A 24,648-nucleotide genomic window follows, 5' to 3' on the forward strand; every position below is an offset into this window, starting at 1 on the left:
AAGGCCTACGCCGACCGCGTCCGCACCGAAGCCGAACAGCACGCCACCGAACTGCGCACCGAGGTCGAGCAGTACGCCGCCGACCACCGCGCCGAGGCGGAGCTGTACGCGGCCGAGCAGCGCGCCGAGGCTGAACGGGCCGCCGCCGAGCTGCGCACCCTCGCCCAGCAGGAGACCACCCAGCAGCGCGAAACGGCCGAGGCCTACGCCGACCGCGTCCGCACCGAAGCCGAACAGCACGCCACCGAACTGCGCACCGAGGTCGAGCAGTACGCCGCCGACCACCGCGCCGAGGCCGACGAGCTGCTGGCCCAGGCCGGCGCCGCCGCCGAGCAGCGCCTGGCCGAGGCCGCCCAGGACGCCAAGGCCACCCGCGAGAAGGCCGCCGCCGAACTGGCGCTGGCCGACGAGCAGGCCGAGACGGTCCGGGCCGAGGCCGGCCGGGAGCTGTCCGAGGCCCGCGCCACCGCCGACGCCATCCGCGCCGAGGCCGCCGCCGAGCTGGAGCAGGCGCGCGCCGACGGCCAGGACGTGGTGGCCGCCGCCCGGGCCGAGGGGGCCGAGCTGGTCTCCGCCGCCGAGGACGAGGCCGCCGAGGTCCGCCAGTCGGTGGCCGGCCTGCACGAGGCCGCCGCCGAGCAGATCGCCGCGCTGCGGGCCACCGCCGAGCAGGACGCCGCGGACACCCGCGAGCGGGCCGAGCAGGACGCCGCCGAGGTGCGCGACCTGGCCGAGCGGGAGACCGCCGAGCAGCGCGAGCTCGCCGAGCGGGAGACCACCGAGCAGCGCGAGGCCGCCGACCGGTACGCCGCCGAGGTGCGCGAGCTCGCCGACCGTGAAACGGCCGAGCTGCGGGCCCGGACCGAGGCCGAGACCACCGCCCTGCGCGAGCAGACCGAGCTGGAGCTCACCGCCGAGCGCGAGGCCGTCGAGGCCGAGCTCGGCCGGCAGCGGGCCGAGGCCCAGGCCTACGACGAGCAGCTGCGCGCCGAGGCCGACGCCGAACTGCGGGCCGCCCAGGAGGCCGCCGAGCAGCTGCGCGCGGACGCCGAGGCGCAGGCCGCCCGTACGGTCGCCGAGGCCGACGCCCAGGGCCGGCGGACGATCGCCGACGCCGAGGAGCTGGCCGCCGGGCTGCGCGCCGAGGCCGAGGAGTACGCGCTCGCCACCCGCACCCTGGCCGACGAGTACGACGCCGCCACCCACTCCCGCGCCGACGCCTACGACGCGGAGACCCGGGAGGCCGCCGAGCAGTTCGACAAGGCCACCCGGGAGCGCGCCACGTCCGTGCTGGAGAAGGCCTTCGCCGACGCCGAGTCGCTCGGCGAGGACGCCCAGACCACCGCGCTGGCCACCACCGCCGCCGCCGAGGAGCAGGCGGACGCGATGGTCGCGGCCGCCCGCAAGGAGGCCGACCGGCTGGTCGCGGCCGGCGAGGCGGCCGGTCAGGCCGAGGTCGAGAAGGGCCGCGCCGACGCCGACACGCTGCTCGCCGAGGCCCGCCGGGACGCCACCGCGATCCGCGAGCGCGCCGAGGAGCTGCGCGAGCGCACCGACGCCGAGGTGGAGGCGCTGCACGAGCGGGCCCGCAAGGAGAACGCGGCGGCCATGAAGTCGGCCGGCGAGCGGGTGGACGCGCTGGTGACGGCCGCCCAGGAGCAGCTGACCGAGGCGGAGGAGCAGGCGGTGGCCACCGTCGCCGAGGCCGAGGACCGCGCCGCCGCCCTGGTCGCGGCCGCCGAGGAGCGGGCCTCCGAGCTCACCTCGGAGGCCTCCGCGGAGGCCAGCAAGGTCCGGCTGTCCGCCGTCCGCAAGGCCGAGGGCCTGCTCAAGGAGGCGGAGACCAAGCTCGCCACCTCCACCGACCGGGCCGAGTCGCTGATCGAGAAGTCCGAGGCGAAGCTGCGCGCGGCCGAGGCGGAGGCCGAGGAGCGCCTCGACGGCGCGGCCACCGAGGCGGAGAAGCGGCTGCGCGACGCCGACCGCACCGCGGACGAGCAGATCGAGCTGGCGAAGGCGGAGGCCGAGCGACTGATCGCCGAGGCGAAGGCCGAGGCCGAGCGGGTCACCGACGAGGGGCGGCGCGAGCTGGACGAACTGGTGCGCCGCCGCAAGGACATCAACACCGAGATCTCCAGGGTCCAGGACGTGCTCTCGGCGCTGGAGGCGTTTGAGGCACCGACACCGGTCGCCCAGGTCAACGGGGGAAGCAACACCAAGAAGGACGGGGGCGCCAAGGCCGGTGCCGGAGTTGGCTCCCCCCGGTCGGGTGGCAATCGTTCCAAGAACGCACCACCCGATTGAGCGGACATTGGCGGTCATTGTCCGTGAGACAACGGCATTTCGCCGTCGACACTCCGGTACCGTGTCAGGATTCCCTCAACCACCTCAGCGGTTTGACGACAGGAAGCCCAGAGTCCCATGAGCGACAGTCACTCCCCTCACGGCTTCGACCTGGTACGCCGTGGGTACGAGCGCGCCCAGGTCGACGAGCGGATCACCAAGCTGGTGGCCGACCGTGACAGTGCCTTGACCCGGATCAGCGCACTGGAGAAGCGCATCGAGGAGCTCCACCTCGAAACCCAGACCGCCCAGGCGGCGGTCGCCGAGCAGGAGCCCTCCTACGCCGGCCTCGGCGCCCGGGTCGAGAAGATCCTGCGGCTCGCCGAGGAGGAGGCCAAGGACCTGCGCGACGAGGCGCACCGCGCCTCCGAGCAGCACCGCGAGCTGGCCGAGGCCGCCGCCCAGCAGGTCCGCACCGAGGCCGAGAACTACGCCAAGGACCGCAAGGCCAAGGCGGAGGACGAGGGGCTGCGGATCGTCGACAAGGCGAAGAGCGACTCCGCCCAGCTGCGCGCCGAGGCCAACAAGGACGCCCAGAACAAGCGCGAGGAGGCGGACGCCCTCTTCGAGGAGACCCGCACCAAGGCCGCCCAGGCCGCGCTGGAGTTCGAGACGAACCTGGCCAAGCGCCGCGAGCAGTCCGAGCGCGACCTGGCCGCCCGTCAGGCCAAGGCCGAGAAGCGCCTGGCCGAGATCGAGCACCGGGCCGAGCAGCTGCGCCTGGAGGCCGAGAAGCTGCGCACCGACGCCGAGCGCCGGGCCCGCCAGACCGTCGAGACGGCCCAGCGCCAGTCCGAGGACATCGTGGCGGACGCCAACGCCAAGGCGGACCGCATCCGCAGCGAGTCCGAGCGCGAGCTGGCGGCGCTGACCAACCGTCGGGACAGCATCAACGCCCAGCTGACCAACGTCCGCGAGATGCTGGCGACGCTGACCGGCGCGGCCGTGGCCGCCGCCTCGCTGCCGAACGACGACACCATGGGCGTGCCTGCCCAGCAGTCGCGCTGACGCAGCCGCCGACGCGGTCGTACGACAGGCCCTCACCCGCCCGGGTGAGGGCCTGTCGTGCGTCGGCCCGTCATCACCTCGGGGGCATTTACCGGGGGTAGGCCCCGTCGGGCCGCTGGTGCCCGCTGCTGAGCTGGTTCCCCTCGTCGTCCGACACGGTGCCGTACCAGGAGGTGCACCAGACCGACACCGAGTCGGGCCAGTACTGCACCTCGAAGGGGTGCCCGGAGCCGTAGTCGCCGTACGAGGTGACGATGAAGGTCTCGCCGGGGCGCATCCAGTAGTCCTCGCCCAGCGGCTCCAGGGTCAGCTCCACCAGCCCCTCGCCGCGGTTGGTCACCGGCATCCGACCGGTGACCTCCAGCGCGGAGTAGTCCCAGCCCGCCGCGTCCGGGGTCATCCGGCGGCCACCCGGGCGAGCAGCCGGCGGACGGCGGCGTCGAACGCGCCCGGGGACTCCAGGGCGCTCAGGTGGCCCACGCCGGGGACGACGGTCAGTTCGGCGTCCGGGCGGACCCGGTGCATCAGTTCGGCCTCCTCGGGCGCCACCAGGGCGTCCAGGGCGCCCGCGAGGAACGTCACCGGCACCCGGAGCCCGGCGAGCACCTCCAGGGAGTCCGGACGGGCCGCCATGGCCCGCTGGGCCCACGCGACGGAGGCGGGCGGCGCGGCGGCCACCATCGCCCGCACCCGCTCCACCAGGTGCTGGGAGTCGGGCCCGAGCTGCCCGGCCGCGACCCGCTCGTCCAGCAGCAGCTGGACGCTGCCCCGCGCGGTCACGGCGGCGGCGATCCGCTCCCGGTCGGCCCGGACGGAGTCCCGGTCCGCGGTGGCGCGGGTGTTGGCCAGCAGCAGGCCGGCCAACCGGTCCGGGTGGCGGCGGGCGAAGGCGAGCGCCACGTAGCCGCCCATGGAGAGCCCGCCGACCACCGCGCGGTCGATCCCGGCCGCGTCCAGCAGCAGCGCCAGGTCGTCGGCGACGAGGTCCAGCGAGGGTTCGTCGGCGCCCAGCTCGGTCCCGCCGAAACCCCGCTGGTCGGGGGCGAGCACCCGGACCTCGTCCCCGGTCAGTCCGGGCAGCGCGTCCAGCTGGGCGGACCACATCGAGGCGTTCAACGGGAAGGCGTGCAGCAGCACGAGGGGTGTTCCGGTACCGCTCTCGCGGACGGACACTGCGGAGGGGAGCTGACTCATGCAGCCACCGTATTGCGGCACGCCCGACGGGCCCACTCAGCGGGCCGCGATATCCGCTTTGTCCTAGCCTGCCAGAGAGCAAGGGAGCGCCAATGATCGAGTTGCACGACCTGACGAAACGTTACGGCAAGACGCTCGCGGTGGACCGGCTCAGCTTCTCGGTCCCCCAGGGAGTGGTCACCGGCTTCCTCGGGCCCAACGGCGCGGGCAAGTCCACCACCATGCGCATGATCCTCGACCTGGACCGCCCCACCGGCGGCCGGGTCACCATCGACGGCAAGCGCTACGGGCAGCTCAGCGAGCCGCTCAAGTACATCGGCGCCCTGCTGGAGGCCAAGGCGGTCCACCCCGGCCGCACCGCCCGCGACCACCTGCTCTGGCTCGCCCAGAGCAACCGGATCCCGGTCGGACGGGTGGACGAGGTGCTCGCCCTGGTCGGCCTCACCCCGGTCGCCCGCAAGCGCGCCCGCGGCTTCTCGCTCGGCATGGGCCAGCGCCTGGGCATCGCCTCCGCCCTGCTCGGCGACCCGGAGATCGTCATGTTCGACGAGCCGGTCAACGGCCTCGACCCGGAGGGCATCCTCTGGATCCGCAACCTGATGAAGCGCCTGGCCGGCGAGGGCCGGACCGTCTTCGTCTCCTCCCACCTGATGAGCGAGATGGCCGTCACCGCCGACCACCTGGTGGTCATCGGCAAGGGCCGGCTGCTCGCCGACCTGGCGATGCCGGAGTTCATCCGGCGCAACTCCCGCTCCGCCGTCCGGCTGCGCACCCCGCAGCCCGAGCGCCTGCTCGACGTGCTGGCCGGAGCCGGGCTGCGGCACGAACCGGGCCCCGACGGCTCCTACGAGGTGGTCGACGGCGACATCGCCCGGCTCGGCGAACTGCTCGCCGCGCACGGCGTGGTGCTGCACGAACTCAGCCCCCAGCAGGCCTCGTTGGAGGAGGCGTTCCTGCAGATGACGGCGGACTCGGTGGAGTACCACGCGGGCGACGGCCCCGGCCGGGACGCCGCCGGCGCCCCCGGGGAGTGGGGCGCGGGCTGGACGGCGGACGGCACCCGGCCGACCGCGGCGGCGCAGCAGGAGGAGAACTGAGATGACGTCCTTCCCGGCGATCCTGCGCTCCGAGTGGACGAAGATCCGCAGCGTCCGCTCCACCGTCTGGACCCTCGCGCTGGCCTTCGTGGTCACCGTCGGCATCGGCGCGCTGCTGTCCCTGCTCACCAACAACAACTTCACCGAGTTCAGACGCCACGACGAGACCCCGTTCGACGCCACCGGCACCGCCTTCTCCGGCATCATGCTCGGCGAGCTGGCCATCATCGTCTTCGGGGTGCTGGCGATCGGCAACGAGTACAGCAGCGGCATGATCCGGGTCACCCTGGCCGCCGTCCCCCAGCGCGGCACCCTGCTGGTCGGGAAGGCGACGGTGCTCGGCGGGCTGGCCCTGGCGGTCTCGCTGGTGACCGCCTTCGTCACCTTCTTCGTCGGCCAGGCGCTGCTCGGCTCGCACTCCACCACCCTGGGCGAGCCGAACGTGCTGCGCGCGGTGCTCGGCGCCGCGCTCTACCTGACGATGCTCTGCCTGTTCTCGGCCGGCGTCACCGCCATGCTGCACAACCAGACCCTCGCCCTGGGCGTGCTGGTGCCGTTCTTCTTCCTGCTCTCGCCGATCCTCTCGGCGGTGCCGAAGGTCAAGACCCTGGCCCACTACTTCCCCGACTACGCCGGCTCGCGGATGCTGCTGGTGTACGAGCAGAACGGCCAGCCGTACGGGCCGTGGGCGGGCTTCACGATCTGCCTGGCCTGGACCGCGGCCGCGCTGATCGGCGGCGCGCTGGTGCTCAAGAACCGGGACGCGTGACGGCGCCGCGGACTCAGTGGCTCGGAGCGCCGCGGACTCAGTGGCGCGGAGCGCCGCGGCCCCGCAGCACGTTGGAGGCCCGGCGCTCCCGCGCGCCCCAGCACGCCCGGTGCCAGTGCCGTCGGTCGTCCACCCCGCCGCCGTGCATCGGCCAGGCGACCACGTGGCCCACCCCGGGCGGGATCTCCTGGTCGCAGCCCGGGCAGCGGTAGAACCGCCCCGACGTCCCGGCGACCGTCTGCACCACCCAGTCGTCGCCCTGGTAGTTCTCGGTGCGGCGCAGCGATCCGCCGAGCGGGGCGGCGGCCGGTTCGGCGTTCTCGCGGTCGGCGGCGCTCTTGATCCGGTTGCGGCGGGGCACGGCGGTCTGCCTCTCTTCCGGGGGCTCGAAGTCGCTCCAGCCTAAGGGTGTCAAACCCTTTCATTCGCCCCTATCACGGCTTCGGCCGACCCGTCCGGGGTTTTTGCCGAGATCCACCCGATCATCGGGGAAATTCGGGGTTCCGCGTGCCATTGGCACATGACATCGGATACCCACGAGTGGACAGGCGGGGCCCGCAGACCCTGCGTGCACCCGAGGAGGCTCCCAGGATGACCAAGACCAGCCCGCGCGCCGAGACCCGCCGACCCGTCGGCGTGCGCCCACCCGCCCCGGGTCCGGCGCTCACCTGCGCACCGCCGCTGGCCGTCGCCGGCGAACCGCTGACCGCCGCCCAGCGCACCGGCGCGCTGCCGCCGGACACCGCCCCGGTACGGGTCGGCGCGTTCCTGTTGTCGGCGCAGTTCCCCGGGCAGAGCCACGGCGAGGTGCTGGAGCGCACCGTCCGGGCCACCGTCGAGGCGGAACGCGCGGGCCTGGACAGCGTCTGGCTGGCCGAGCACCACTTCGTCCCGTACGGGGTCTGCCCCAACGCCGCGACCCTCGCCGCGCTGCTGCTCGGCCGCACCCGCCGGATCGGCATCGGCACCGCCGTCAGCGTGCTCTCCACCAGCCACCCGGTGGCACTCGGCGAGCAGGCCGCGCTGCTGCACCTCACCTCCGGCGGGCGCTTCACGCTCGGGGTGGGCCGCGGCGGGCCGTGGATCGACCTGGACGTGTTCGGCAGCGGCGTGGCCGCCTTCGAGAACGGCTTCCCCGAGCGGCTGGACCTGCTGCTGCGCTGGCTGCGCGGCTCCCGGGTCGGCGCGGACGGACCGCAGTTCTCCTTCCCCGAGGTCGCGGTGGTGCCGCGGGCCACCGAGTCGGTGCGCCGACCGGGCCTGGGCAGCTGGCTCGGCCTGGACGAGCCGTCCGGCCCGGTGCGCTTCCCCCGCCAACGCCAGGACGCCGACGGCCTCGCCGAGGAACGCGACCGCACCGGACGGCCGGTGGCCGGCCCGCCGGTGGTGGTCGCCTGCACCTCCCCGGGCGGGGTGCGGCTGGCCGCCGAGCGCGGCCTGCCGATGCTGCTCGGCATGCACTCCGGCGACGACGACAAGGTGCGGATGCTGGAGCTCTACCGGGCCGCCTGGCTGGCCGCCGGGCGCGGCGAGGAGCAGCTGCGCCGGGTGACCCGCCAGCACGTCGCGGCGGGCGTGGCCCAGGTGGACGACCGCACCTCGGCGGCCCGGGCCACCCTGCTGAACGCGATGCCCGCCTGGTTCGAGCACGGGCTCGGCGCCCACCGCACCGTGGACGGCCGCGAACGCAAGATGCGCGACCCGCACCAGTACACCGAACTGCTCTGCGACCTGCACGCGGTGGGTACCCCGAAGCAGTGCGCCGACCGGCTGCTGGCCACCGCCGAGCGCACCGGGATCCGCCGCTTCGCCCTGCTCGCGGAGGGCAGCGGCGACCGCGAGGCGACCCTGAACAACATCGCCCGGCTCGGCTCCGAGGTGCTGCCGCAGCTGGGCTGACCACCGGGCCCGGACCGCCGACCCCTCCCCCCGCACCGGGGGACGGGGGCGGCCGGCTCCGGCCGGATCAGCAGTCCCGCAGCTCCTCGGACTGGTTGAGCAGCTGCTCCCGGACGGAGGTGAAGCGGTCGTACCGCGCCTCGTTGGCCTCCGACGGCACGAACACCGCCACCCGGTGACAGTTCTGGAAGGCCAGCCGGACGCCGAAGTGGCGCTGCAGGGCGCCCCGGATGGCATCGCTGGCCAGGGCGCGCAGAAGCTGGCCGCGGGCCTGCTCACTGGGCGGCGGCACCTGGTTGTCGGCGAAGTCGGTACCGTCGACCTTCGCCTGGGCGACCAGCGAGCTGATCAGGTCCCAGGCGTACGGCAGCGAGACGCGGACGCAGTCGACGAATTCCCGCTCGTCGACCTCGCCCCGCTCGGCCTTTTCCAGCAGGGCCGGTGAGACGTCGAGCGACATGGATTCTCCTCTCGCGGTCCACCCGCGCGGCGCCCGGGTGGTCGTGCGTAGTCCAAGCTCACAGTGAGGGTGGGCGAAATCGCAGGCGGTGTCCGGAACACCGTCGGACGGGGGTTTCCGGCACCTGTTGCGAAGGCGGCGGCGCCACGGGACGTGACGTCCTGAACACCGACCGCGTCAGAACAGCGTGGCAGCCAACGGCGGAGCAGGCCGGTCGTTCCTACGGATTGCTCCGGAAATACGCAGTGGTGCACCAGATTGGCCTGATCCCGTCGGATCGTTCATCTGAAGTCTCCGTCCCCGTTGACAGCGACCCCGCATCCGTGGCGTCACACACCGTAGCGACCCCGGGGGGCGTACGCCAGAGCGCGGCGAGCGGCGGCGGGTCCGCCGAACCTCCATGTTCGCGGGGTTCGCGCTTTCTTCACCCGGTCGTCGCGGAATCGCATCAACTGGCCCCGGTGGGCTAGCGTGGTCGACCGTGCGTCTCGTAATTGCCCGCTGCTCAGTCGACTATGCCGGTCGGCTCTCCGCCCATCTGCCCTCCGCCACCAGGCTGATCCTGGTCAAGGCCGACGGCAGCGTCAGCATCCACGCCGACGACCGCGCCTACAAGCCGCTCAACTGGATGTCCCCGCCGTGCGTCCTCAAGGAGGCCGACGGGGTCTGGACGGTGGAGAACAAGGCCGGCGAGAAGCTCATCATCACGCTGGAGGAGGTGCTGCACGACTCCTCCCACGAACTCGGGGTGGACCCGGGTCTGATCAAGGACGGCGTCGAGGCACACCTCCAGGAGCTGCTCGCGGACCGGATGGAGGTGCTCGGCACCGGCTGGTCGCTGATCCGCCGTGAGTACCCGACCGCGATCGGCCCGGTCGACATCCTCTGCCGTGACGCCGACGGCGCCACCGTCGCCGTCGAGATCAAGCGCCGCGGCGAGATCGACGGCGTCGAACAGCTCACCCGCTACCTCGAACTCCTCAACCGGGACCCGCTGTTGGCCCCGGTCAAGGGCGTCTTCGCCGCGCAGGAGATCAAGCCCCAGGCCCGCGTCCTGGCCACCGACCGGGGCATCGGCTGCGTGGTGCTGGACTACGACGAGCTGCGCGGCATCGACGACGACAAGCTCAAGCTGTTCTGACCGGTCAGCTCGGCGTGCTCGACGTCGGGCTGGGCTGGCCGGTCTGACTGGCGGACGCGGTCGGCGTCGGGCTCGGCTTGGCCGTCGGCGCGGACGGGCTCGACGACGGCGAGTTGCCGGTCCCACCACCGGTGCCGCCACCGGTCTGACCGCCGCCTCCCCCGCCGTTGCCGCCCCCGCCCGACCCGCCGGGCTTCTGCCCCGGCGGCTGCTCCGACGGCTGCGGCTGCCCCGGGGCGGGCTGCTGCGACTGCTGCGGGGCCGCCGACCCGGTGGCCCCCGGCGAGGCGCTCGGCCGCTTCGACGGCGTGGCGCTCGGCGCGTGCGAGGCACTGCCGCTCGCCGAGGGCTCCGCACCGGCGCCCGTCCCCGCCGGGCCGCCCGGCTCGGTGCCGCCCGCCCCGGCCGTGCCCGGGGAGCCGTCGGCGGACGGCACCGGCATCGGCGCGTTGCCGGTGTCGCCGACCTGGTCCAGCTGAGCGCGCGGGTCCTTGCCCTTGTGGTCCTCGGGCCCGGTGAGGCTCATCGCCACCGCCGTGCCGAGCACCCCGAAGGTGAGCAGGGCCGCGGAGGCCACCACCGCCTTGCGCCGCCGCCCGGTCCGGGCCCGGGCCTTGAGGCCGGCCGGCACCCGGGCGGCGATCTTCCGGATCACCGGCCCGCGGCCCGACGCGGCCGCCGCGGTCGCGGCGGCCGGCAGCTGACGGCCGTCGGCGCGCAGCAGGTCGAGCATCCGGCCCGCGGCGGCGACCCCGCGCGGCTCCCCCGCGGTGGCCCGCAGGGTGAGGGCGGTCTCCAGTTCGGCGATCGCCCGGGAGGGCTGCTGGAGGCAGATCGCGAGCACGCCCGCCTCGTGGTGGAACCAGGCCTGGTCGACCGTCGAGCCGGTCCGCCGGGCCGCCTCCAGGCCGAGCTGGAGGACCCGCTCCCAGGCTCCCCAGCGCAGCGCCAGGGCCAGGGCGGGCGCCGCCGCCCGGGCCAGCCGGACGACCGCCTCGTGCCGCCCGGCCGTCCGGTCCGCGAGCAGCACGCCGACCAGCACCTCGGCCTCGGCGGCGATCTGCGCCAGCGACACCGAGCTGTGCCCGACCCACCAGGCGAAGTGCTGGGCGGCGCCGTCCACGCAGCCGCGGGCCGGCCAGTGCGGGGCGAGCAGTTCGAGCGCCCCGGCGGTCAGCCGGTGGTGCCCGCCGATGGACACCGCGAGCCCGGCGTCGGCGAGTTCGGCCAGCGCGCTCTCGCCCTGGCCGACGTCGATCAGCGCGGGCAGGTGCGGCGCGGTGGGGCACTCGCCGCCGAGCGCGACGGCCAGCCGGAGCACGGCCTGCGCGGACTCGCCGAGCCCTTCGGCGAGCCGGACGGCGGGCGAGGCGGTCTCGGCGACCGAGGGCAGCGGCACGGTGCGCCGCAGCGCGTTCTCCCGGATCGCCGGGTCGGGGTCGTGGGCGGGCTCGTCGACCGCGCCGAAGACGTCCAGCCGGTCCTCCTCGGCGGCGACCAGGGCGTCCACCGAGACGTCCCGCTGCCGCAGCAGCGCGGCGGCCTGGACGAAGCGCAGCGGCAGCCCCTCGGACTCGAACCAGAGGTCGACCGCCCAGGCCTTCTCGGCCACGTCCAGCGGCCGCCCGGCGAGCCGGGCGGTGAGGGCCAGGCAGGCGGGCCGGGAGAGGCCGGGGACGAGGTGGTCGCGCAGCCGGGAGTCGGCGGGCAGCGGCGGGCCGCCGGGGGCGACCGAGATCAGGAAGGCGCAGCCGGGGGCGGCGGCGAGCAGCTGCTCCAGCTCGTCGCCGACGGGCTCGGCCCCGTCGATCACGACGACCGCGCCGACCCCGGCGAGGTGGGCGGCCAGCCGGCCCGGGTCGGGGCGGTAGCCGGGGGCGTGGTGGGTGGCCGCGAAGAGGTCCTGGAGCAGGTCGGCGGCGGTGCGGTGGTGGCCGCAGAGCTGGACGACGCCGCCGGGGGCGAGGTCGGCGGCGGCCTCGGCGACGGCCGACAGCAGGGTGCTGCGGCCCGAGCCGGCCTGGCCGACCAGGCGTATCGAGCGGCCCTCGGCGAGCAGGCCGAGGAGTTCGGCGATGTCGGCCTCGCGGTCGAGCAGCGGCAGGTCGGTGGGGCCGGCGCCGAGGGCGAGCGGGCCGACCGCCCGGCCGACGCCGCCGACCGGGCCGCGGGCGGGCTCGCTGCGTTCGATCCGGCGCGGGCGGGGCCGCCACTCCTCCGGACAGGGCCGGGCCTCGGAGCCGTCCGGGGCGCCGACGCCGACCAGCAGGCCGCCGGAGACCAGTTCGCCGCCGCGGGTGCGGGCGGCCTCCTGCCGGAACTCCCCGGATGGCTGTGCCACGTTCTGCTCCGCATCGTGTTCGGCCGCCGGCGCCCCGCGCCGGCCGGCACACGTCTCGGTCGCGGCCGCGGGCGGGCTGTGGGCAGCCGGCCCCGGGCGGCCGTCATCTGACGGGCAGACTCTTGCACATCCGGGCCCGGCCGTGCAGTGCGGTCCGGGTGCGGGGAAGGTGAAGGCCGACGGGGCCGGTCGGGCCCGGCCCGGTCGCGGCGGGCGTCCCGAGGGGCGCGCGAACGGCCGTGCGGACCGCCCCGCGAGCTGCTCCGTACGCCCCCGGAACGGGCGTCAGGAGACCTGGACCTCGGGGATCCCGCCCTCGACGGCGAGGATGCGGTGCAACTTGGTGGCCACCAGCAGCCGCTGGAGCTGAGCGGGGACGGCCCGCAGCACGAGCCGGCGGCCGATCCGGCCGGCCCGCCGGTGGGTGCCCATGATCACGCCGAGGCCGGTGGCGTCCCAGAACTCCAGCCGGCCGAGGTCGAGCACGAGGTCGCCGAGGCCGCCGTCCACGGCCTGGTGCAGCCGGGCCCGGGCGTCGGCGGCGGTGCGCACGTCGAGGCGGCCTTCGATGGCCAGCGCCGTGTGGTCGCCGGTGATGCGCATGCTCTCCTCCTTCGCCTGGGTGGCCTGGTGCGGGGCGGGTCCGACCTCGGCCGGGACGGACCGGGAGGCGGGGCGGCCGCTGGATCGGAGTGGGACGGCCCGGGCGGAACGCCTGTGACGGCTCGGCTCGCGCCCGGCCCCGGTCAAAGTGCCGGGTTCCCTCATCTGACGGTGGAGCAGCGCCGCAGGTTGCTGGTTTCCGCCCTGATCTGAAGCAACTTCACTCGTCCGAGGGAATATACGCAGGAACTCTCCACACCTACGCTCGATTACCGCCCAAATCACCCGTCTGCGGCACCCGGCGTGAGGAAACTCACCCGCCCCGGTACGGCGGGCCGTACGATGCCCCGATCGCACGGCCCACCAGGGCGTTCGCTCAGTCCCGCGGGCTCACTTGGCCTCGTACGGGTAGAAGCCGCGGCCGCTCTTGCGGCCGAGGTCGCCGGCGGTGACCATGCGGGCCATGATCTCCGGGGCGGCGAACTTCTCGTCCTTGGTCTCGGTGTAGATGTTGTGGGCGGCGTGCAGCAGGATGTCGACGCCGGTCAGGTCGGCGGTCTGCAGCGGGCCCATCGCGTGGCCGAAGCCGAGGCGGCAGGCGGTGTCGATGTCCTCGGCGGTGGCCACGCCCGACTCGTAGAGCTTGGCGGCCTCGACGACCAGCGCGGTGATCAGGCGGGTGGTGATGAAGCCCGCCACGTCGCGGTTGACCACCACGACGTCCTTGCCGACGCCCTCGGCGTAGGCGCGGGCGGCGGCCAGCGTCTCATCGCTGGTCTTGTAGCCGCGGACCAGCTCGACCAGCTTCATCATCGGGACGGGCGAGAAGAAGTGGACGCCGACGACCGACTCCGGCCGCCGGGTGACGGCGGCGATCCGGGTGATCGGGATGGCGGAGGTGTTGGAGGCGAGGACGGCGCCGTCCTTGGCGAGCTTGTCCAGCTCGCGGAACACGCCCTCCTTGACCTCCAGGTTCTCGAACACGGCCTCGACCACGATGTCGGCCTCGGCGACGGCGCCCAGGTCGGTGGTGGTGGTGATCCGGCCCAGCGCGGCCTCGGCGTCCTCGGCGCTCAGCTTGCCCTTGGAGACGAACTTCTCGTACGAGGCACGGATGCCGGCCAGGCCCCGCTGCAGCGCCTCCTCGGTCACGTCCCGCAGCACCACCGGGTGACCGGCCTGCGCGGACACCTGGGCGATGCCGGCGCCCATCAGGCCGGCACCGATCACGGCGATCTGCTTGCTGGACGCATTGCTCATGGCTGGGTCTCCCGATGCCGTCGCCGCCTCGCGGGCGGGCCCTGAAGGCGGCTCAGGGCAGGGATCACCCACCGGGAGCCGCTTTGCTCTGGCGGGGACTCTAATGCCCAAATCGTCCGTGCAATAGCAATCGGGAGTGTGATCTGCAACCGACCTGGTCACCCGACCAGGATGACCGTCAGATGGTCAGACCGAGGTCCTGGGCGAGGATCGCCGCCTGCACCCGGCTGCGCAGCCCCAGCTTCGCCAGGATCCGGCTGACGTGGGTCTTGGTGGTCGCCTCCGCCATCTCCAGCCGGAGCGCGATCTCCCCGTTAGACATCCCCGACCCGAGGCAGGCCAGCACCTCCCGCTCCCGCCCGGTCAGACCCGCCACCGCCGTCCGGGCCTCCGGTCCGACCGGGCGCCCGGGGCGGGCGAAGGTGCCGATCAGCCGCCTGGTCACCGAGGGTGCCAGCATGCCGTCCCCACGCGCCACCGTACGGATGCCCTCGACCAGGGTGTCCGCCTCCAGGTCCTTGAGCAGGAAGCCGGCCGCGCCGGCCCGCAGCGCGCCGTAGACGTACTCGTCCAGGTCGAAGGTGGTCAGCACCAGCACCTGGGCCGCCCCGGCGTCCACCACCTGGCGGGTCGCCGACACGCCGTCCAGCCGGGGCATCTGCACGTCCATCAGCACCACGTCGGGCCGCAGCTCCAGGGCCAGCCGGACGGCCTCCTGCCCGTCGACGGCCTGCCCGACCACCTCGAAGCCGGGCTCGGCCCGCAGGATCATCACCAGCGCCGCCCGCACCGCCGCCTGGTCCTCGGCCACCAGCACCCGGATCGTCATGCCCGTCCCTCGCTCTCCCGGCCGCGCGGCAACTCCGCGCGCACCCTCCAGTACCCGTCCCGCGGCCCGGCCTCGAAGCTGCCGCCGAGCAGCGCGGCCCGCTCCGACATCCCCACCAGTCCGGCCCGGGCGCCGGGCAGTTCGCGGCCCGGCCCGCCGCGGTACGGGCTGTCGACCGCGATCCGCAGCGCGTCCGGGCCGAACTCCAGCCGCAGCGCGACCGGTCCGGGCGCGGCGTGCTTGAGCGCGTTGGTCAGCGACTCCTGCACGATCCGGTAGGCGGCCAGCCCGACCGGCACCGGGAGGTCGCCGCGCTCACCGCTCTCGGTCAGCTCGAAGTCCAGTCCGACGTCCTGCCCGGCGGCCCGGGCCTTCTCCAGCAGGGCGTCCACCGCGGCGAGGTCGGGGGCCGCGTACGACTCGTCGGCCTCGCCCCCGCCGCTGTCCCGGAGCAGTCCGATCATGCGACGCATTTCGGCCAATCCCTGGACGCTGTTCTCCCGGATCACCGCCAGCACCTCGACCAGCGGATCGCCCTCGGGCAACCGCCGCCGCCGCGCGGCCGACTGGGCGCCGGTGGCGTGGATCGCGATCGCCGACAGGTGGTTGGCCACCACGTCGTGCAACTCCCGCGCCATCCGGGCCCGTTCCGCGACGACCGCCTCGCGCCGGTCCATCTCCGAGAGCAGCGCGGTCTGTTCGGCCCGCAGCCGCTCGTTCTCCGCCTGCTCGCGGTGCTTGCGCACCAGGTCCCCGGTCCACACCGGTGCCAGGAACACCAGGGCGCTGGCCACCACGACCAGCAGCCCGACCGCCGTGCCGGACGCCCACCACGCCAGGGCGGAGAGCACCAGCACCGTGGAACCACCGGTCAGGTGCAGCACCCGCGACATCCGGTGGGTGCCGTAGACCACCGCCGCGTACAGCAGGTCGGTGTACATGATCGTCGTCGCCAGCAGACTGCCGGCGAGGATGCTCCCCGCGAAGGCCAGCCCGCCCAGCGACACCGTGAGCACCGGCCGGCTCCGCCGGACCAGCTCCAGCCCCGCCATCACCAGCAGCGGCGCTGCCACCGCCCACAGCGGCAGGCGGTCGGCCCGGTCGTAGACCTTGAAGGCGATCAGCACCGCACCGCCGAGCACCCCGCACAGGGCGATCAGCCGGTCCAGTTGCCGCGGGGGGAGGGACGGTACGAGCACACCCCCATCTCACCATCCCCGGCCGCCCGCCCGGCTCCGGTGCGCGGAGGAGCCCCCTACATCGAAAGGTGCAGGCCCGGACGGCACCGGCCGACGACGACAGCACCGCGCCCGCGCACCAGGCTGGAGACACCGTCGAAACGACCGGGAGCAGAAAGTGATCGTCACCCTCATCGTCGCGGCCGAGATCTCCTGGTGGATCGTGCTCGGCCTCGCCCTCTCCGCCCGCTACCTGCTGCGCCTGCGCCGCACCAGCACCGTGCTGCTGATCGGCCTGCCGGTGGTGGACCTCGCCCTGTACGCCCTCACCGTGCTGAACCTGCGCGGCGGCGCGGAGGCGAGCTGGATGCACGCCCTGGCCGCGAGCTACGCCGGCTTCTCGGTCGGCTACGGCCCCTCGCTGGTCGCCTGGGCCGACCGGCACTTCCTGCACCGCTTCGCCGGCGGCCCCAAGCCACTGCCCTCCCCCAAGTACGGACCGGAGCGGACGGCGTACGAGTGGCAGATCGCCAAGCGGACGGTCGTCTCCGCCGCGATCACCCTGGCCCTGATCAGCCTGCTCGTCCCGCTCTCGGCCGGCTCCGCCCACTTCGGCACCTTCGCCCAGTGGTACTGGAAGCTGGGCATCGCGGCCGTGGTCAACGTCGTCGTGGCCGGCTGCTTCTCGCTCTGGCCGAAGGAGCCGCCGGCGGGCGTGACCGTGGTGGACGGCCGGGCGGTCGAGCGGCCCGACCCGGAGAAGGTCTCCCAGGACGCCTCCTAGGGCCGTCGACGACGGCCCTAGGACACGGGCCCTAGCGGTTCTCCCCCGGCACCCAGAGCACGTCGCCGCGCTCCTTGTTGGCCACCCGGGCCAGGATGAACAGCAGGTCGGACAGCCGGTTGAGGTACTTCGCGGTCAGCGGGTTGACGGAGTCCCCGTACGCGTCGATCGCCGCCCAGGTCGAGCGCTCGGCCCGCCGCACCACCGTGCAGGCCAGGTGCAGGTGGGCCGCGCCGGGCGTGCCGCCGGGGAGGATGAAGCTGCGCAGCTTCTCCACCTGCTCCAGGTAGTGGTCGCAGTCCCCCTCCAGCCGGTCCACGTAGGACTGCAGCACCCGCAGCGGCGGGTACTTCGGGTCCTCGACCACGGGCGTGGAGAGGTCGGCGCCGACGTCGAACAGGTCGTTCTGGACCCGCACGAGCACGGCCGCGACGTCGTCCGGCAGCGCGCCGACCGCGAGGGCCACCCCGATCGCCGCGTTCGCCTCGTTGGCGTCGGCGTACGCCATCAGCCGCGGGTCGGTCTTGGTGGTCCGGCTCATGTCACCGAGCGCGGTGCTGCCGTCGTCCCCGGTACGGGTGTAGATGCGCGTCAGATTGACCATGCGGCCAGCCTAGCCGGGGAGGTTAGGCGACGTTAACCTCCCCCACCCCGAGGGTCTCGTCGCTACGCGACGTTGACCTCCCCCAGCCTTCGGCCGGGGGTACCCCCACCCCGAGGGTCTCGCCGCTACGCGACGTTGACCCTCTGCCCGGGGGGAGCCGCCTCCAGCCAGGCCAGGAAGCCGGTGAGCGCGTCCTCGCTCATCGCCAGCTCCAGCGGCGCCCCGTTGTGCAGGCAGCGCAGCACCACCGAGCCGGAGAGCAGGGCCAGCTCCTCCTGGCCCTCCGGGTAGCGCCGGCCGAGGACCTCGATCTCCCGGCGGGGCAGGACCTTGCGCGGGCGCGGGGCGTACGAGAAGACCCGGAACCACTCGATCGAGTCGCCGCTGTACCGCCCGATACCAAAAACCCACCCCTTGCCGTCGGTCGGGGGGACCGGGGCTGAGGTGGGTTTGCCATTCTCGTCGAGGTCGGGCTGCGTCGAGGCGTCGGCGGGCATTTTGAGCCGGTAACTGCAGTCGAACGTGCCGCCGACCCGCTGGATCAGGCGGCGGCGTACGGCGAAGGCCATCAGGCCGATCACTCCCAGCGCCACGACCGCCGCACACACCACAAGCGCGAGGACCATGCTCACCTACCTCCTCGCTACCCGCGTTCCCCGTTTGCGGCCGTCCCGGACGACCGCGCTGACCTACCAACTACGACGACAGTCCCGGGGTCACGCTCGCGCGTCCCCGGGACCGTCGGTCGACCCCGCCAAGTCGGGGTCCGGCACACTCAGGCGTGGGCCTTGAGGCCGCGCGCCGCGAACAGCCGGACCTCGGCGCGACGCTCGGCGTGCGCGTCCAGGTCGGACTTGGCCTCCTCCAGCGCGCGCTCGGCACGCGCGACATCGATCTCGTCCGCCAGCTCGGCGATCTCCGCGAGCAGAGACAGCTTGTTGTCGGCGAAGGAGATGAAGCCGCCGTGCACCGCGGCGACGACGGTGCCGCCGTCCACCGTGCGGATGGTGACCGGACCGGTCTCCAGCACGCTCAGCACCGGGGTGTGGCCCGGCATGATGCCGGTGTCACCGGAGGCCGTACGGGCGACGACGATGGTGGCCGCACCGGACCACACCTTGCGGTCGGCTGCGACCAGCTCGACGTGCAGCTCAGCCAACGTGGGCTCCTAGGCTCATGCAACCCCCGATTACTCGGGAGTTTCGGTAAGAATAACGGCCCCGCGCCTCCGGCATGAAACCGGCGGCACGGATTTGACCGGAATCACAGCCGATGTGCCGCGAGGGGTGGTCCCCAGGCTCGGGGGCCACCCCTCACGGTCACTCAGCTGCTACCGGCCGCGACTACTTCTTCGCCAGCTCGGCGGCGTTCTTCTCGAGGTCCTCGATGCCACCGCACATGAAGAAGGCCTGCTCCGGGACGGAGTCGTACTTGCCGTCGGCGATCGAGTTGAAGGCCTCGATGGTCTCCGACAGCGGCACGGTCGAGCCCTCGACACCGGTGAACTGCTTCGCCACGTAGGTGTTCTGCGAGAGGAAGCGCTCGATGCGACGGGCGCGGTGCACCGTGATCTTGTCCTCTTCGGACAGCTCGTCCATACCGAGGATGGCGATGATGTCCTGGAGGTCCTTGTACTTCTGCAGGATCCCCTTGATACGGACGGCCGTCTCGTAGTGGGTCGCCGTGATGTACCGCGGGTCGAGGATGCGGGACGTGGAGTCCAGCGGGTCGACGGCCGGGTAGATGCCCTTCTCCGAGATCGGACGCGACAGAACGGTGGTCGCGTCCAGGTGGGCGAAGGTGGTGGCCGGCGCCGGGTCGGTCAGGTCGTCCGCGGGGACGTAGATCGCCTGCATCGAGGTGATCGAGTGACCGCGGGTCGAGGTGATGCGCTCCTGGAGGAGGCCCATCTCGTCGGCCAGGTTCGGCTGGTAGCCCACCGCGGAGGGCATGCGGCCGAGCAGGGTCGACACCTCGGAACCGGCCTGGGTGAACCGGAAGATGTTGTCGATGAAGAGGAGCACGTCCTGCTTCTCGACGTCACGGAAGTACTCCGCCATGGTCAGCGCGGAGAGCGCGACCCGCAGACGGGTGCCCGGCGGCTCGTCCATCTGGCCGAAGACCAGCGCGGTCTTGTCCAGGACGCCCGAGTCGACCATCTCGTCGATGAGGTCGTTGCCCTCACGGGTGCGCTCGCCGACACCGGCGAACACCGACACACCACCGAAGTTCTCGGCGACGCGGTAGATCATCTCCTGGATCAGAACGGTCTTGCCGACACCGGCACCACCGAACAGACCGATCTTGCCACCCGTGACGTACGGGGTGAGCAGGTCGATGACCTTGATGCCGGTCTCGAACATCTCGGTCTTGGACTCGAGGTCCTTGAACTCGGGGGCCTTGCGGTGGATCGGCCAGCGGACCTCGACCTGCTTGTCGAACTCCGCCTTGTCGACGTTCAGCACGTCACCGAGGGCGTTGAACACCTTGCCCTTGGTGATCTGGCCGACCGGCACGGAGATCGCCGAACCGGTGTCGGTGACCTGCGAACCGCGGACCAGGCCGTCGGTCGGCTGCATCGAGATGCCGCGGATCAGGCCGTCGCCGAGGTGCTGGGCGACCTCGAGGGTGAGGGTCTTCTTGCCCGAGCCGTCGGGGTTGTCCACCTCGACGTGCAGGGCGTTGAACATCTCCGGAATCGCGTCGACGGGGAACTCCACGTCGACGACCGGGCCGATGACCCGCGCGACGCGGCCCGTCGCCGTGGTCGGCTCAACAGTGGTGGTCATACTCATTCGCTCCCGCGGCTAGCGTCGGCGAGGGCGTTGGCGCCGCCGACGATCTCGCTGATTTCCTGGGTGATCTCGGCCTGACGGGCCGAGTTGGCAAGCCGCGTGAGCGACTTGATGAGCTCGCCGGCATTGTCCGTCGCGCTCTTCATCGCGCGGCGGCGGGCGGCGTGCTCGGAAGCGGCCGACTGCAGCAGCGCGTTGTAGATCCGGCTCTCGACGTACCGCGGCAGCAGCGCGTCGAGCACGCCCTCCGCCGACGGTTCGAAGTCGTACAGCGGGAAGATCTCCGACTTGGCCGGCGTCTGGTCGCTGAGCTGGACCTCGTCCAGCTTCAGCGGCAGCAGCCGCGCCGCGACCGCGTCCTGCGTCAGCATGGACACGAACTCGGTCGAGACCACGTGGAGTTCGTCCACGCCGCCGGTCTCGGCCGTGAAGGCCTCGATCAGCTCGGCCGCCACCGTCTTCGCGTCGCCGTAGGTCGGCTTGTCCGAGAAGCCCGTCCACGAGTTCCCGACCGCCAGGTTGCGGAAGGTGTAGTACGACAGACCCTTCCGACCGACGATGTAGGTCACGACGTCCTTGCCCTCGCCGCGCAGGCGCTCGGAGAGCGTCAGCGAGGCCTTGATGGCGTTGGACGAGTAACCGCCGGCCAGGCCGCGGTCCGCCGTGATCAGCAGGACCGCAGCGCGGGTGGCGTTCGGGTTCTCGGTGGTGAGCGGGTGCTTGGCGTTGGACCGGGTGGCCACCGCCGTCACCGCCCGGGTGAGCTCATCGGCGTACGGAGCGGAGGCCGCCACCGCGCGCTGCGCCTTGCCGATGCGCGCCGCGGAGATCATCTCCATCGCCTTGGTGATCTTCTTCGTCGCGGTGACAGAGCGGATCCGGCGCTTGTAGACCCGAAGCTGTGCTCCCATGGGTCGTTACGTCCTTTCCCTCGCTACCGGACTCAGGCCTGCTCGGAGAGCAGCTTGCCGTCGGCGGTCTGGTAACCCTGCTTGAAGGCCTCGATCGCGCCGGTCAGGGCGTCGACGGTGCCGTCGGCCAGCAGGCCGGTCTCGACGATGCCGGCGAGCAGGTCCTTGTGCTGCAGGCGGACGTGGTCCAGGAACTCGCGCTCGAAGCGGCGGATCTCGGCGACCGGGACGTCGTCCAGCTTGCCGGTGGTGCCGGCCCAGATGGAGACGACCTGCTCCTCGACCGGGAACGGCTGGTACTGGCCCTGCTTGAGCAGCTCGACCATGCGCGCACCGCGCTCCAGCTGGGCCTTGGAGGCCGCGTCCAGGTCGGAACCGAAGCCGGCGAAGGCCTCCAGCTCACGGTACTGGGCGAGGTCCAGGCGCAGACGGCCGGCGACCGAGCGCATGGCCTTGATCTGGGCGGAGCCACCGACGCGGGAGACCGAGATACCGACGTTCACGGCCGGGCGGATGCCGGCGTTGAACAGGTCGGACTCCAGGAAGCACTGGCCGTCGGTGATGGAGATGACGTTGGTCGGGATGTACGCCGAGACGTCGTTGGCCTTGGTCTCGATGATCGGCAGACCGGTCATCGAGCCGCCGCCCAGGGCGTCGTTCAGCTTCGCGCAGCGCTCCAGCAGGCGGGAGTGCAGGTAGAAGACGTCACCCGGGTAGGCCTCGCGGCCCGGCGGGCGGCGCAGCAGCAGGGAGACGGAACGGTAGGCCTCGGCCTGCTTCGACAGGTCGTCGAAGATGATCAGGACGTGCTTGCCGTCGTACATCCACTCCTGGCCGATGGCCGAACCGGTGTACGGGGCCAGGTACTTGAAACCGGCCGGGTCGGACGCGGGAGCGGCCACGATGGTGGTGTACTCCAGCGCGCCGGCCTCCTCCAGGGCGCCGCGGACGGACGCGATGGTGGAGCCCTTCTGGCCCACGGCGACGTAGATGCAGCGGACCTGCTTCTCCGGGTCGCCCGAGCGCCAGTTGTCACGCTGGTTGATGATCGTGTCGACGGCCACCGCGGTCTTGCCGGTCTGGCGGTCACCGATGATCAGCTGACGCTGGCCACGGCCGATCGGGGTCATCGCGTCGATGGCCTTGATACCGGTCTGCAGCGGCTGCTTGACCGACTTGCGGGCCATGACGCCGGGGGCCTGCAGCTCAAGGGCGCGACGGCCGCTGGCGGCGATCTCGCCGAGGCCGTCGATCGGGTTGCCCAGCGGGTCCACGACGCGGCCGAGGTAGCCGTCGCCGACCGGAACCGAGAGGACCTCGCCGGTGCGGCGCACGGTCTGGCCCTCTTCGATACCGCCGAACTCACCGAGGACGACGACACCGATCTCGCGGGTGTCGAGGTTCAGCGCGAGGCCGAGCGTGCCGTCCTCGAACTTCAGCAGCTCGTTCGCCATGACCGAGGGCAGGCCCTCGACATGCGCGATGCCGTCCGCCGCGTCAGTGACCGTGCCGACCTCTTCCACAGAAGCGGCGTCCGGCTGGTACGACTGGACAAAGTCGGCCAGCGCGTCCCGGATCTCCTCCGGACGGATCGTAAGCTCCGCCATCAGGCTTCCCTGCTCTCCTAGTTTGCGATCCTCGGCCCGCCGTTGAGGGCCGGCCGCAAGTACTCGACTCTCGGCCGGGTCGTATGAACCGGCCGTACGTTTTGCCGACTCCATGGGGAGCCGGTTTCCCGACCGAGGGTCGGATGTGCTGCTCGGTCCTGCTCAGCCTTCGAGCGACTGGCGAGCGCCTTCGAGGCGGCTCGACACGGTGCCGTCGATGATCTCGTCGCCGATCTGCACCCGGACACCACCGACGACCTCGGGGTCGACGTCGATGTTCAGGTGGACCTGGCGGCCGTACATCCGGCCCAGAGCACCGGCGAGGCGCTCCTTCTGGGTGTCCGACAGCGGCACCGCGCTGGTGACCAGGGCCACCATGCGGCCGCGGCGCGCGGCGGCGAGCTTCGAGTAGGACTCGAGGCCCTGCTCCAGGCTACGGCCGCGCGGCGCGTTGACGAGGGCGGTGACCAGCCGGACGGTGCCGGCGTTGGCGCGGCCGCCGAGCAGCTTGTTGATCAGCCCGGCCTTCGCGCCGGCGCCGGCCTTCGGCTCGGTGAGCGCGGCGCGCAGCTCGTGCGAGCCGCTGACCACCCGGCCGAAGCGGAACAGCTCGTCCTCGACGTCGTCCAGGACGCCGGCCTTGTCCGCGGCGATGACCTCGGCGTAGGCGGCGAGCTCCTCGACCGCGTCCACCAGGTCACGCGCACCCGACCAGCGGGAGCGGACCAGGCCGGAGACCAGGTCGACGGTCTCGCCGGAGACCTGACCGGTCAGCAGCGAGGTGACCAGCTGGGCCTTGTCCTGGCCCGACCGGGACGGGTCGGTCAGGACGCGGCGCAGCGACACCTCGCGGTCCAGCACGGCCGTGACGGCGGCGAGTTCCTCGGCGAGCTCGGCCGCGTCCACCGAGGTGGAGTCGGTCAGGCTGTCCAGGTTCTGCCGACCGGCGGCGAGAGCCTCGCGGCTGGCGCCGATCACTTGGCCGCACCCTGAGCCACGGCGGCCTTGGCCTCGAGCTCGTTCAGGAAGCGGTCGATCACGCCGCTCTGCCGGGCGTTGTCCTCGAGGGACTCGCCGACGATGCGGGAAGCCAGCTGGGTGGCCAGCGAACCCACGTCCTGACGCAGGGCGGCAGTCGCCTGCTTCTTGTCGGCCTCGATCTGGGCGTGGCCGGCGGCGACGATGGCCTCGCGCTGACGCTGGCCCTCCTCGCGCATCTCGGTGAGCTGGGCGGCGCCCTGCTCGCGAGCCTGCTCGACGATGCGGGCAGCCTCGTGGCGCGCCTCGGCGAGCTCGGCGCGGTACTGCTCAAGCAGGGCCTGGGCCTCCGCCTGGGCGGCCTCGGCGCGCTCCATGCCGCCTTCGATGGCGTCCCGGCGCTCCGACAGCACCTTCTCGATGCTGGGGAGGAGCTTCTTGCCGAGCAGACCGAAGACGATGAAGAAGCAGAGCAGGCCGATGATGACCTCGGGCCACGCGGGAAGCAGGGGGTTCATCTTCTCCCCCTCCTCCGCGAGCTGAGCCGCGAAACTCATATCTGGACCTTCCTCGAAAGGGTCTACGGCGTGGGAATTACTTGCCGGCGCCGAAGACGAACGGCATGACGATGCCGATGAGGGCGAGCGCCTCGGTCAGCGCGAAGCCGATGAACATGTTGGAGCGGATCAGGCCGGCAGCCTCGGGCTGACGAGCCATGGCCTGGACACCGTTACCGAAGATGAGACCAACACCGATGCCGGGGCCGATCGCGGCGAGGCCGTAACCGATCGAGGCGACGGAACCGTAGACCTCAGCGAGCTGCTGCATTTCAGCTTGTCCTTTGCGG

The 24,648-nt window shown here is 72.7% G+C and carries 24 protein-coding genes and 1 pseudogene; 7 read left to right on the forward strand and 18 right to left on the reverse strand.

What is annotated here, in order from left to right:
* Together ACZ58X_RS12925 and ACZ58X_RS12930 are read left to right on the forward strand one after the other, a co-directional pair.
* Positions 1-2,304, forward strand: a pseudogene (locus ACZ58X_RS12925) (hypothetical protein); the annotation flags it as partial.
* A gap of 117 nt (positions 2,305-2,421) precedes the next feature.
* Complete coding sequence (locus ACZ58X_RS12930; RefSeq protein WP_188306039.1) at positions 2,422-3,351, forward strand: coiled-coil domain-containing protein; 930 nt, start codon at positions 2,422-2,424, stop codon at positions 3,349-3,351.
* 88 nt (positions 3,352-3,439) lie between these two features.
* On the opposite strand, the gene ACZ58X_RS12935 is transcribed toward ACZ58X_RS12930, so the two are convergent.
* Both ACZ58X_RS12935 and ACZ58X_RS12940 read right to left on the reverse strand, forming a co-directional pair.
* A complete protein-coding gene (locus ACZ58X_RS12935) occupies positions 3,440-3,751 on the reverse strand; it encodes a hypothetical protein (protein WP_470333716.1) in 312 nt (103 codons plus the stop codon).
* Positions 3,748-4,545 (reverse strand): alpha/beta fold hydrolase, encoded by a 798-nt coding sequence (locus ACZ58X_RS12940; RefSeq protein ID WP_470333717.1) that lies wholly within the window; start codon positions 4,543-4,545, stop codon positions 3,748-3,750. Before ACZ58X_RS12940 ends, ACZ58X_RS12935 begins: the two co-directional genes overlap by 4 nt.
* A gap of 92 nt (positions 4,546-4,637) precedes the next feature.
* On the opposite strand from ACZ58X_RS12940, the gene ACZ58X_RS12945 reads away from it, so the two are divergent.
* Complete coding sequence (locus ACZ58X_RS12945; RefSeq protein WP_470333718.1) at positions 4,638-5,642, forward strand: ABC transporter ATP-binding protein; 1,005 nt, start codon at positions 4,638-4,640, stop codon at positions 5,640-5,642.
* A gap of 1 nt (position 5,643) precedes the next feature.
* The gene (locus ACZ58X_RS12950; protein WP_470333719.1) at positions 5,644-6,411 is read left to right on the forward strand and encodes an ABC transporter permease; all 768 of its coding nucleotides are present in this window, start codon (positions 5,644-5,646) and stop codon (positions 6,409-6,411) included.
* A 37-nt stretch (positions 6,412-6,448) separates the two neighbouring features.
* Here the strand turns inward: ACZ58X_RS12950 and ACZ58X_RS12955 are convergent, their stop codons facing one another.
* Positions 6,449-6,772: an ATP/GTP-binding protein gene (locus ACZ58X_RS12955; RefSeq protein ID WP_470333720.1), complete on the reverse strand. Its 324-nt coding sequence runs from the start codon at positions 6,770-6,772 to the stop codon at positions 6,449-6,451.
* Positions 6,773-7,002: 230 nt separating this feature from the next.
* Between ACZ58X_RS12955 and ACZ58X_RS12960 the strand changes: the two genes are divergently transcribed.
* Entirely contained in the window at positions 7,003-8,310 is a 1,308-nt protein-coding gene (locus ACZ58X_RS12960; protein ID WP_470333721.1) for an LLM class flavin-dependent oxidoreductase, read from the forward strand.
* A 67-nt stretch (positions 8,311-8,377) separates the two neighbouring features.
* On the opposite strand, the gene ACZ58X_RS12965 is transcribed toward ACZ58X_RS12960, so the two are convergent.
* Entirely contained in the window at positions 8,378-8,770 is a 393-nt protein-coding gene (locus ACZ58X_RS12965; RefSeq protein WP_350504362.1) for an SCO5389 family protein, read from the reverse strand.
* Positions 8,771-9,251: 481 nt separating this feature from the next.
* Between ACZ58X_RS12965 and nucS the strand changes: the two genes are divergently transcribed.
* On the forward strand, positions 9,252-9,911 hold the full coding sequence (nucS, locus tag ACZ58X_RS12970; protein ID WP_465717726.1) for an endonuclease NucS: 660 nt from the start codon (positions 9,252-9,254) through the stop codon (positions 9,909-9,911).
* Positions 9,912-9,915: 4 nt separating this feature from the next.
* On the opposite strand, the gene ACZ58X_RS12975 is transcribed toward nucS, so the two are convergent.
* The 5 genes from ACZ58X_RS12975 to ACZ58X_RS12995 form a co-directional block, all read right to left on the reverse strand.
* Positions 9,916-12,252 carry an ATP-binding protein gene (locus tag ACZ58X_RS12975; protein ID WP_470333722.1) on the reverse strand — a complete coding sequence of 779 codons (2,337 nt, stop codon included), beginning with the start codon at positions 12,250-12,252 and terminating at the stop codon, positions 9,916-9,918.
* A gap of 285 nt (positions 12,253-12,537) precedes the next feature.
* A complete protein-coding gene (locus ACZ58X_RS12980; RefSeq protein WP_470333723.1) occupies positions 12,538-12,855 on the reverse strand; it encodes an STAS domain-containing protein in 318 nt (105 codons plus the stop codon).
* A 390-nt stretch (positions 12,856-13,245) separates the two neighbouring features.
* The gene (locus tag ACZ58X_RS12985) at positions 13,246-14,115 is read right to left on the reverse strand and encodes a 3-hydroxyacyl-CoA dehydrogenase family protein (RefSeq protein WP_470333724.1); all 870 of its coding nucleotides are present in this window, start codon (positions 14,113-14,115) and stop codon (positions 13,246-13,248) included.
* Between the two features lie 178 nt (positions 14,116-14,293).
* Positions 14,294-14,944, reverse strand: a complete 651-nt coding sequence (locus ACZ58X_RS12990; protein ID WP_470333725.1) for a response regulator — start codon at positions 14,942-14,944, stop codon at positions 14,294-14,296.
* A complete protein-coding gene (locus tag ACZ58X_RS12995; protein WP_470333726.1) occupies positions 14,941-16,143 on the reverse strand; it encodes a sensor histidine kinase in 1,203 nt (400 codons plus the stop codon). Before ACZ58X_RS12995 ends, ACZ58X_RS12990 begins: the two co-directional genes overlap by 4 nt.
* Before the next feature lie 157 nt (positions 16,144-16,300).
* Here ACZ58X_RS12995 and ACZ58X_RS13000 point away from each other — a divergent pair, with 157 nt between their 5' ends.
* Positions 16,301-16,906 carry a hypothetical protein gene (locus ACZ58X_RS13000; RefSeq protein WP_470333727.1) on the forward strand — a complete coding sequence of 202 codons (606 nt, stop codon included), beginning with the start codon at positions 16,301-16,303 and terminating at the stop codon, positions 16,904-16,906.
* A 31-nt stretch (positions 16,907-16,937) separates the two neighbouring features.
* On the opposite strand, the gene ACZ58X_RS13005 is transcribed toward ACZ58X_RS13000, so the two are convergent.
* The 9 genes from ACZ58X_RS13005 to atpE form a co-directional block, all read right to left on the reverse strand.
* Positions 16,938-17,510 carry a cob(I)yrinic acid a,c-diamide adenosyltransferase gene (locus ACZ58X_RS13005; RefSeq protein WP_470333728.1) on the reverse strand — a complete coding sequence of 191 codons (573 nt, stop codon included), beginning with the start codon at positions 17,508-17,510 and terminating at the stop codon, positions 16,938-16,940.
* A gap of 125 nt (positions 17,511-17,635) precedes the next feature.
* Positions 17,636-18,136, reverse strand: a complete 501-nt coding sequence (locus tag ACZ58X_RS13010) for a DUF2550 domain-containing protein (RefSeq protein ID WP_030057523.1) — start codon at positions 18,134-18,136, stop codon at positions 17,636-17,638.
* 149 nt (positions 18,137-18,285) lie between these two features.
* Positions 18,286-18,669, reverse strand: a complete 384-nt coding sequence (locus ACZ58X_RS13015; RefSeq protein WP_470333729.1) for a F0F1 ATP synthase subunit epsilon — start codon at positions 18,667-18,669, stop codon at positions 18,286-18,288.
* Positions 18,670-18,853: 184 nt separating this feature from the next.
* Positions 18,854-20,299, reverse strand: a complete 1,446-nt coding sequence (gene atpD / locus ACZ58X_RS13020) for a F0F1 ATP synthase subunit beta (RefSeq protein WP_470333730.1) — start codon at positions 20,297-20,299, stop codon at positions 18,854-18,856.
* Between the two features lie 2 nt (positions 20,300-20,301).
* Positions 20,302-21,216 (reverse strand): F0F1 ATP synthase subunit gamma, encoded by a 915-nt coding sequence (locus tag ACZ58X_RS13025; protein ID WP_375892970.1) that lies wholly within the window; start codon positions 21,214-21,216, stop codon positions 20,302-20,304.
* Positions 21,217-21,248: 32 nt separating this feature from the next.
* Positions 21,249-22,823 (reverse strand): F0F1 ATP synthase subunit alpha, encoded by a 1,575-nt coding sequence (atpA, locus tag ACZ58X_RS13030; RefSeq protein ID WP_363429370.1) that lies wholly within the window; start codon positions 22,821-22,823, stop codon positions 21,249-21,251.
* A gap of 162 nt (positions 22,824-22,985) precedes the next feature.
* Positions 22,986-23,801, reverse strand: a complete 816-nt coding sequence (locus tag ACZ58X_RS13035) for a F0F1 ATP synthase subunit delta (RefSeq protein ID WP_470333731.1) — start codon at positions 23,799-23,801, stop codon at positions 22,986-22,988.
* Positions 23,798-24,358 carry a F0F1 ATP synthase subunit B gene (locus tag ACZ58X_RS13040; RefSeq protein WP_470333732.1) on the reverse strand — a complete coding sequence of 187 codons (561 nt, stop codon included), beginning with the start codon at positions 24,356-24,358 and terminating at the stop codon, positions 23,798-23,800. The genes ACZ58X_RS13035 and ACZ58X_RS13040 overlap by 4 nt, the downstream gene beginning before the upstream one ends.
* Before the next feature lie 37 nt (positions 24,359-24,395).
* On the reverse strand, positions 24,396-24,629 hold the full coding sequence (gene atpE, locus ACZ58X_RS13045; protein WP_350511999.1) for an ATP synthase F0 subunit C: 234 nt from the start codon (positions 24,627-24,629) through the stop codon (positions 24,396-24,398).
* Positions 24,630-24,648 lie beyond the last annotated feature (19 nt).

Source organism: Kitasatospora sp. NPDC040550 (genome assembly GCF_055594965.1).

Bases quoted from the DNA above. Each gene is read 5' to 3' on its own strand.
- ACZ58X_RS12930 (WP_188306039.1), top strand. From the start codon at position 2,422: ATGAGCGACAGTCACTCCCCTCACGGCTTCGACCTGGTACGCCGTGGG.
- ACZ58X_RS12935 (WP_470333716.1), bottom strand. From the start codon at position 3,751: ATGACCCCGGACGCGGCGGGCTGGGACTACTCCGCGCTGGAGGTCACC.
- ACZ58X_RS12940 (WP_470333717.1), bottom strand. From the start codon at position 4,545: ATGAGTCAGCTCCCCTCCGCAGTGTCCGTCCGCGAGAGCGGTACCGGA.
- ACZ58X_RS12945 (WP_470333718.1), top strand. From the start codon at position 4,638: ATGATCGAGTTGCACGACCTGACGAAACGTTACGGCAAGACGCTCGCG.
- ACZ58X_RS12950 (WP_470333719.1), top strand. From the start codon at position 5,644: ATGACGTCCTTCCCGGCGATCCTGCGCTCCGAGTGGACGAAGATCCGC.
- ACZ58X_RS12960 (WP_470333721.1), top strand. From the start codon at position 7,003: ATGACCAAGACCAGCCCGCGCGCCGAGACCCGCCGACCCGTCGGCGTG.
- ACZ58X_RS12965 (WP_350504362.1), bottom strand. From the start codon at position 8,770: ATGTCGCTCGACGTCTCACCGGCCCTGCTGGAAAAGGCCGAGCGGGGC.
- ACZ58X_RS12980 (WP_470333723.1), bottom strand. From the start codon at position 12,855: ATGCGCATCACCGGCGACCACACGGCGCTGGCCATCGAAGGCCGCCTC.
- ACZ58X_RS12985 (WP_470333724.1), bottom strand. From the start codon at position 14,115: ATGAGCAATGCGTCCAGCAAGCAGATCGCCGTGATCGGTGCCGGCCTG.
- ACZ58X_RS12990 (WP_470333725.1), bottom strand. From the start codon at position 14,944: ATGACGATCCGGGTGCTGGTGGCCGAGGACCAGGCGGCGGTGCGGGCG.
- ACZ58X_RS13005 (WP_470333728.1), bottom strand. From the start codon at position 17,510: ATGGTCAATCTGACGCGCATCTACACCCGTACCGGGGACGACGGCAGC.
- ACZ58X_RS13010 (WP_030057523.1), bottom strand. From the start codon at position 18,136: ATGGTCCTCGCGCTTGTGGTGTGTGCGGCGGTCGTGGCGCTGGGAGTG.
- atpD (WP_470333730.1), bottom strand. From the start codon at position 20,299: ATGACCACCACTGTTGAGCCGACCACGGCGACGGGCCGCGTCGCGCGG.
- ACZ58X_RS13025 (WP_375892970.1), bottom strand. From the start codon at position 21,216: ATGGGAGCACAGCTTCGGGTCTACAAGCGCCGGATCCGCTCTGTCACC.
- atpA (WP_363429370.1), bottom strand. From the start codon at position 22,823: ATGGCGGAGCTTACGATCCGTCCGGAGGAGATCCGGGACGCGCTGGCC.
- ACZ58X_RS13040 (WP_470333732.1), bottom strand. From the start codon at position 24,358: ATGAGTTTCGCGGCTCAGCTCGCGGAGGAGGGGGAGAAGATGAACCCC.
- atpE (WP_350511999.1), bottom strand. From the start codon at position 24,629: ATGCAGCAGCTCGCTGAGGTCTACGGTTCCGTCGCCTCGATCGGTTAC.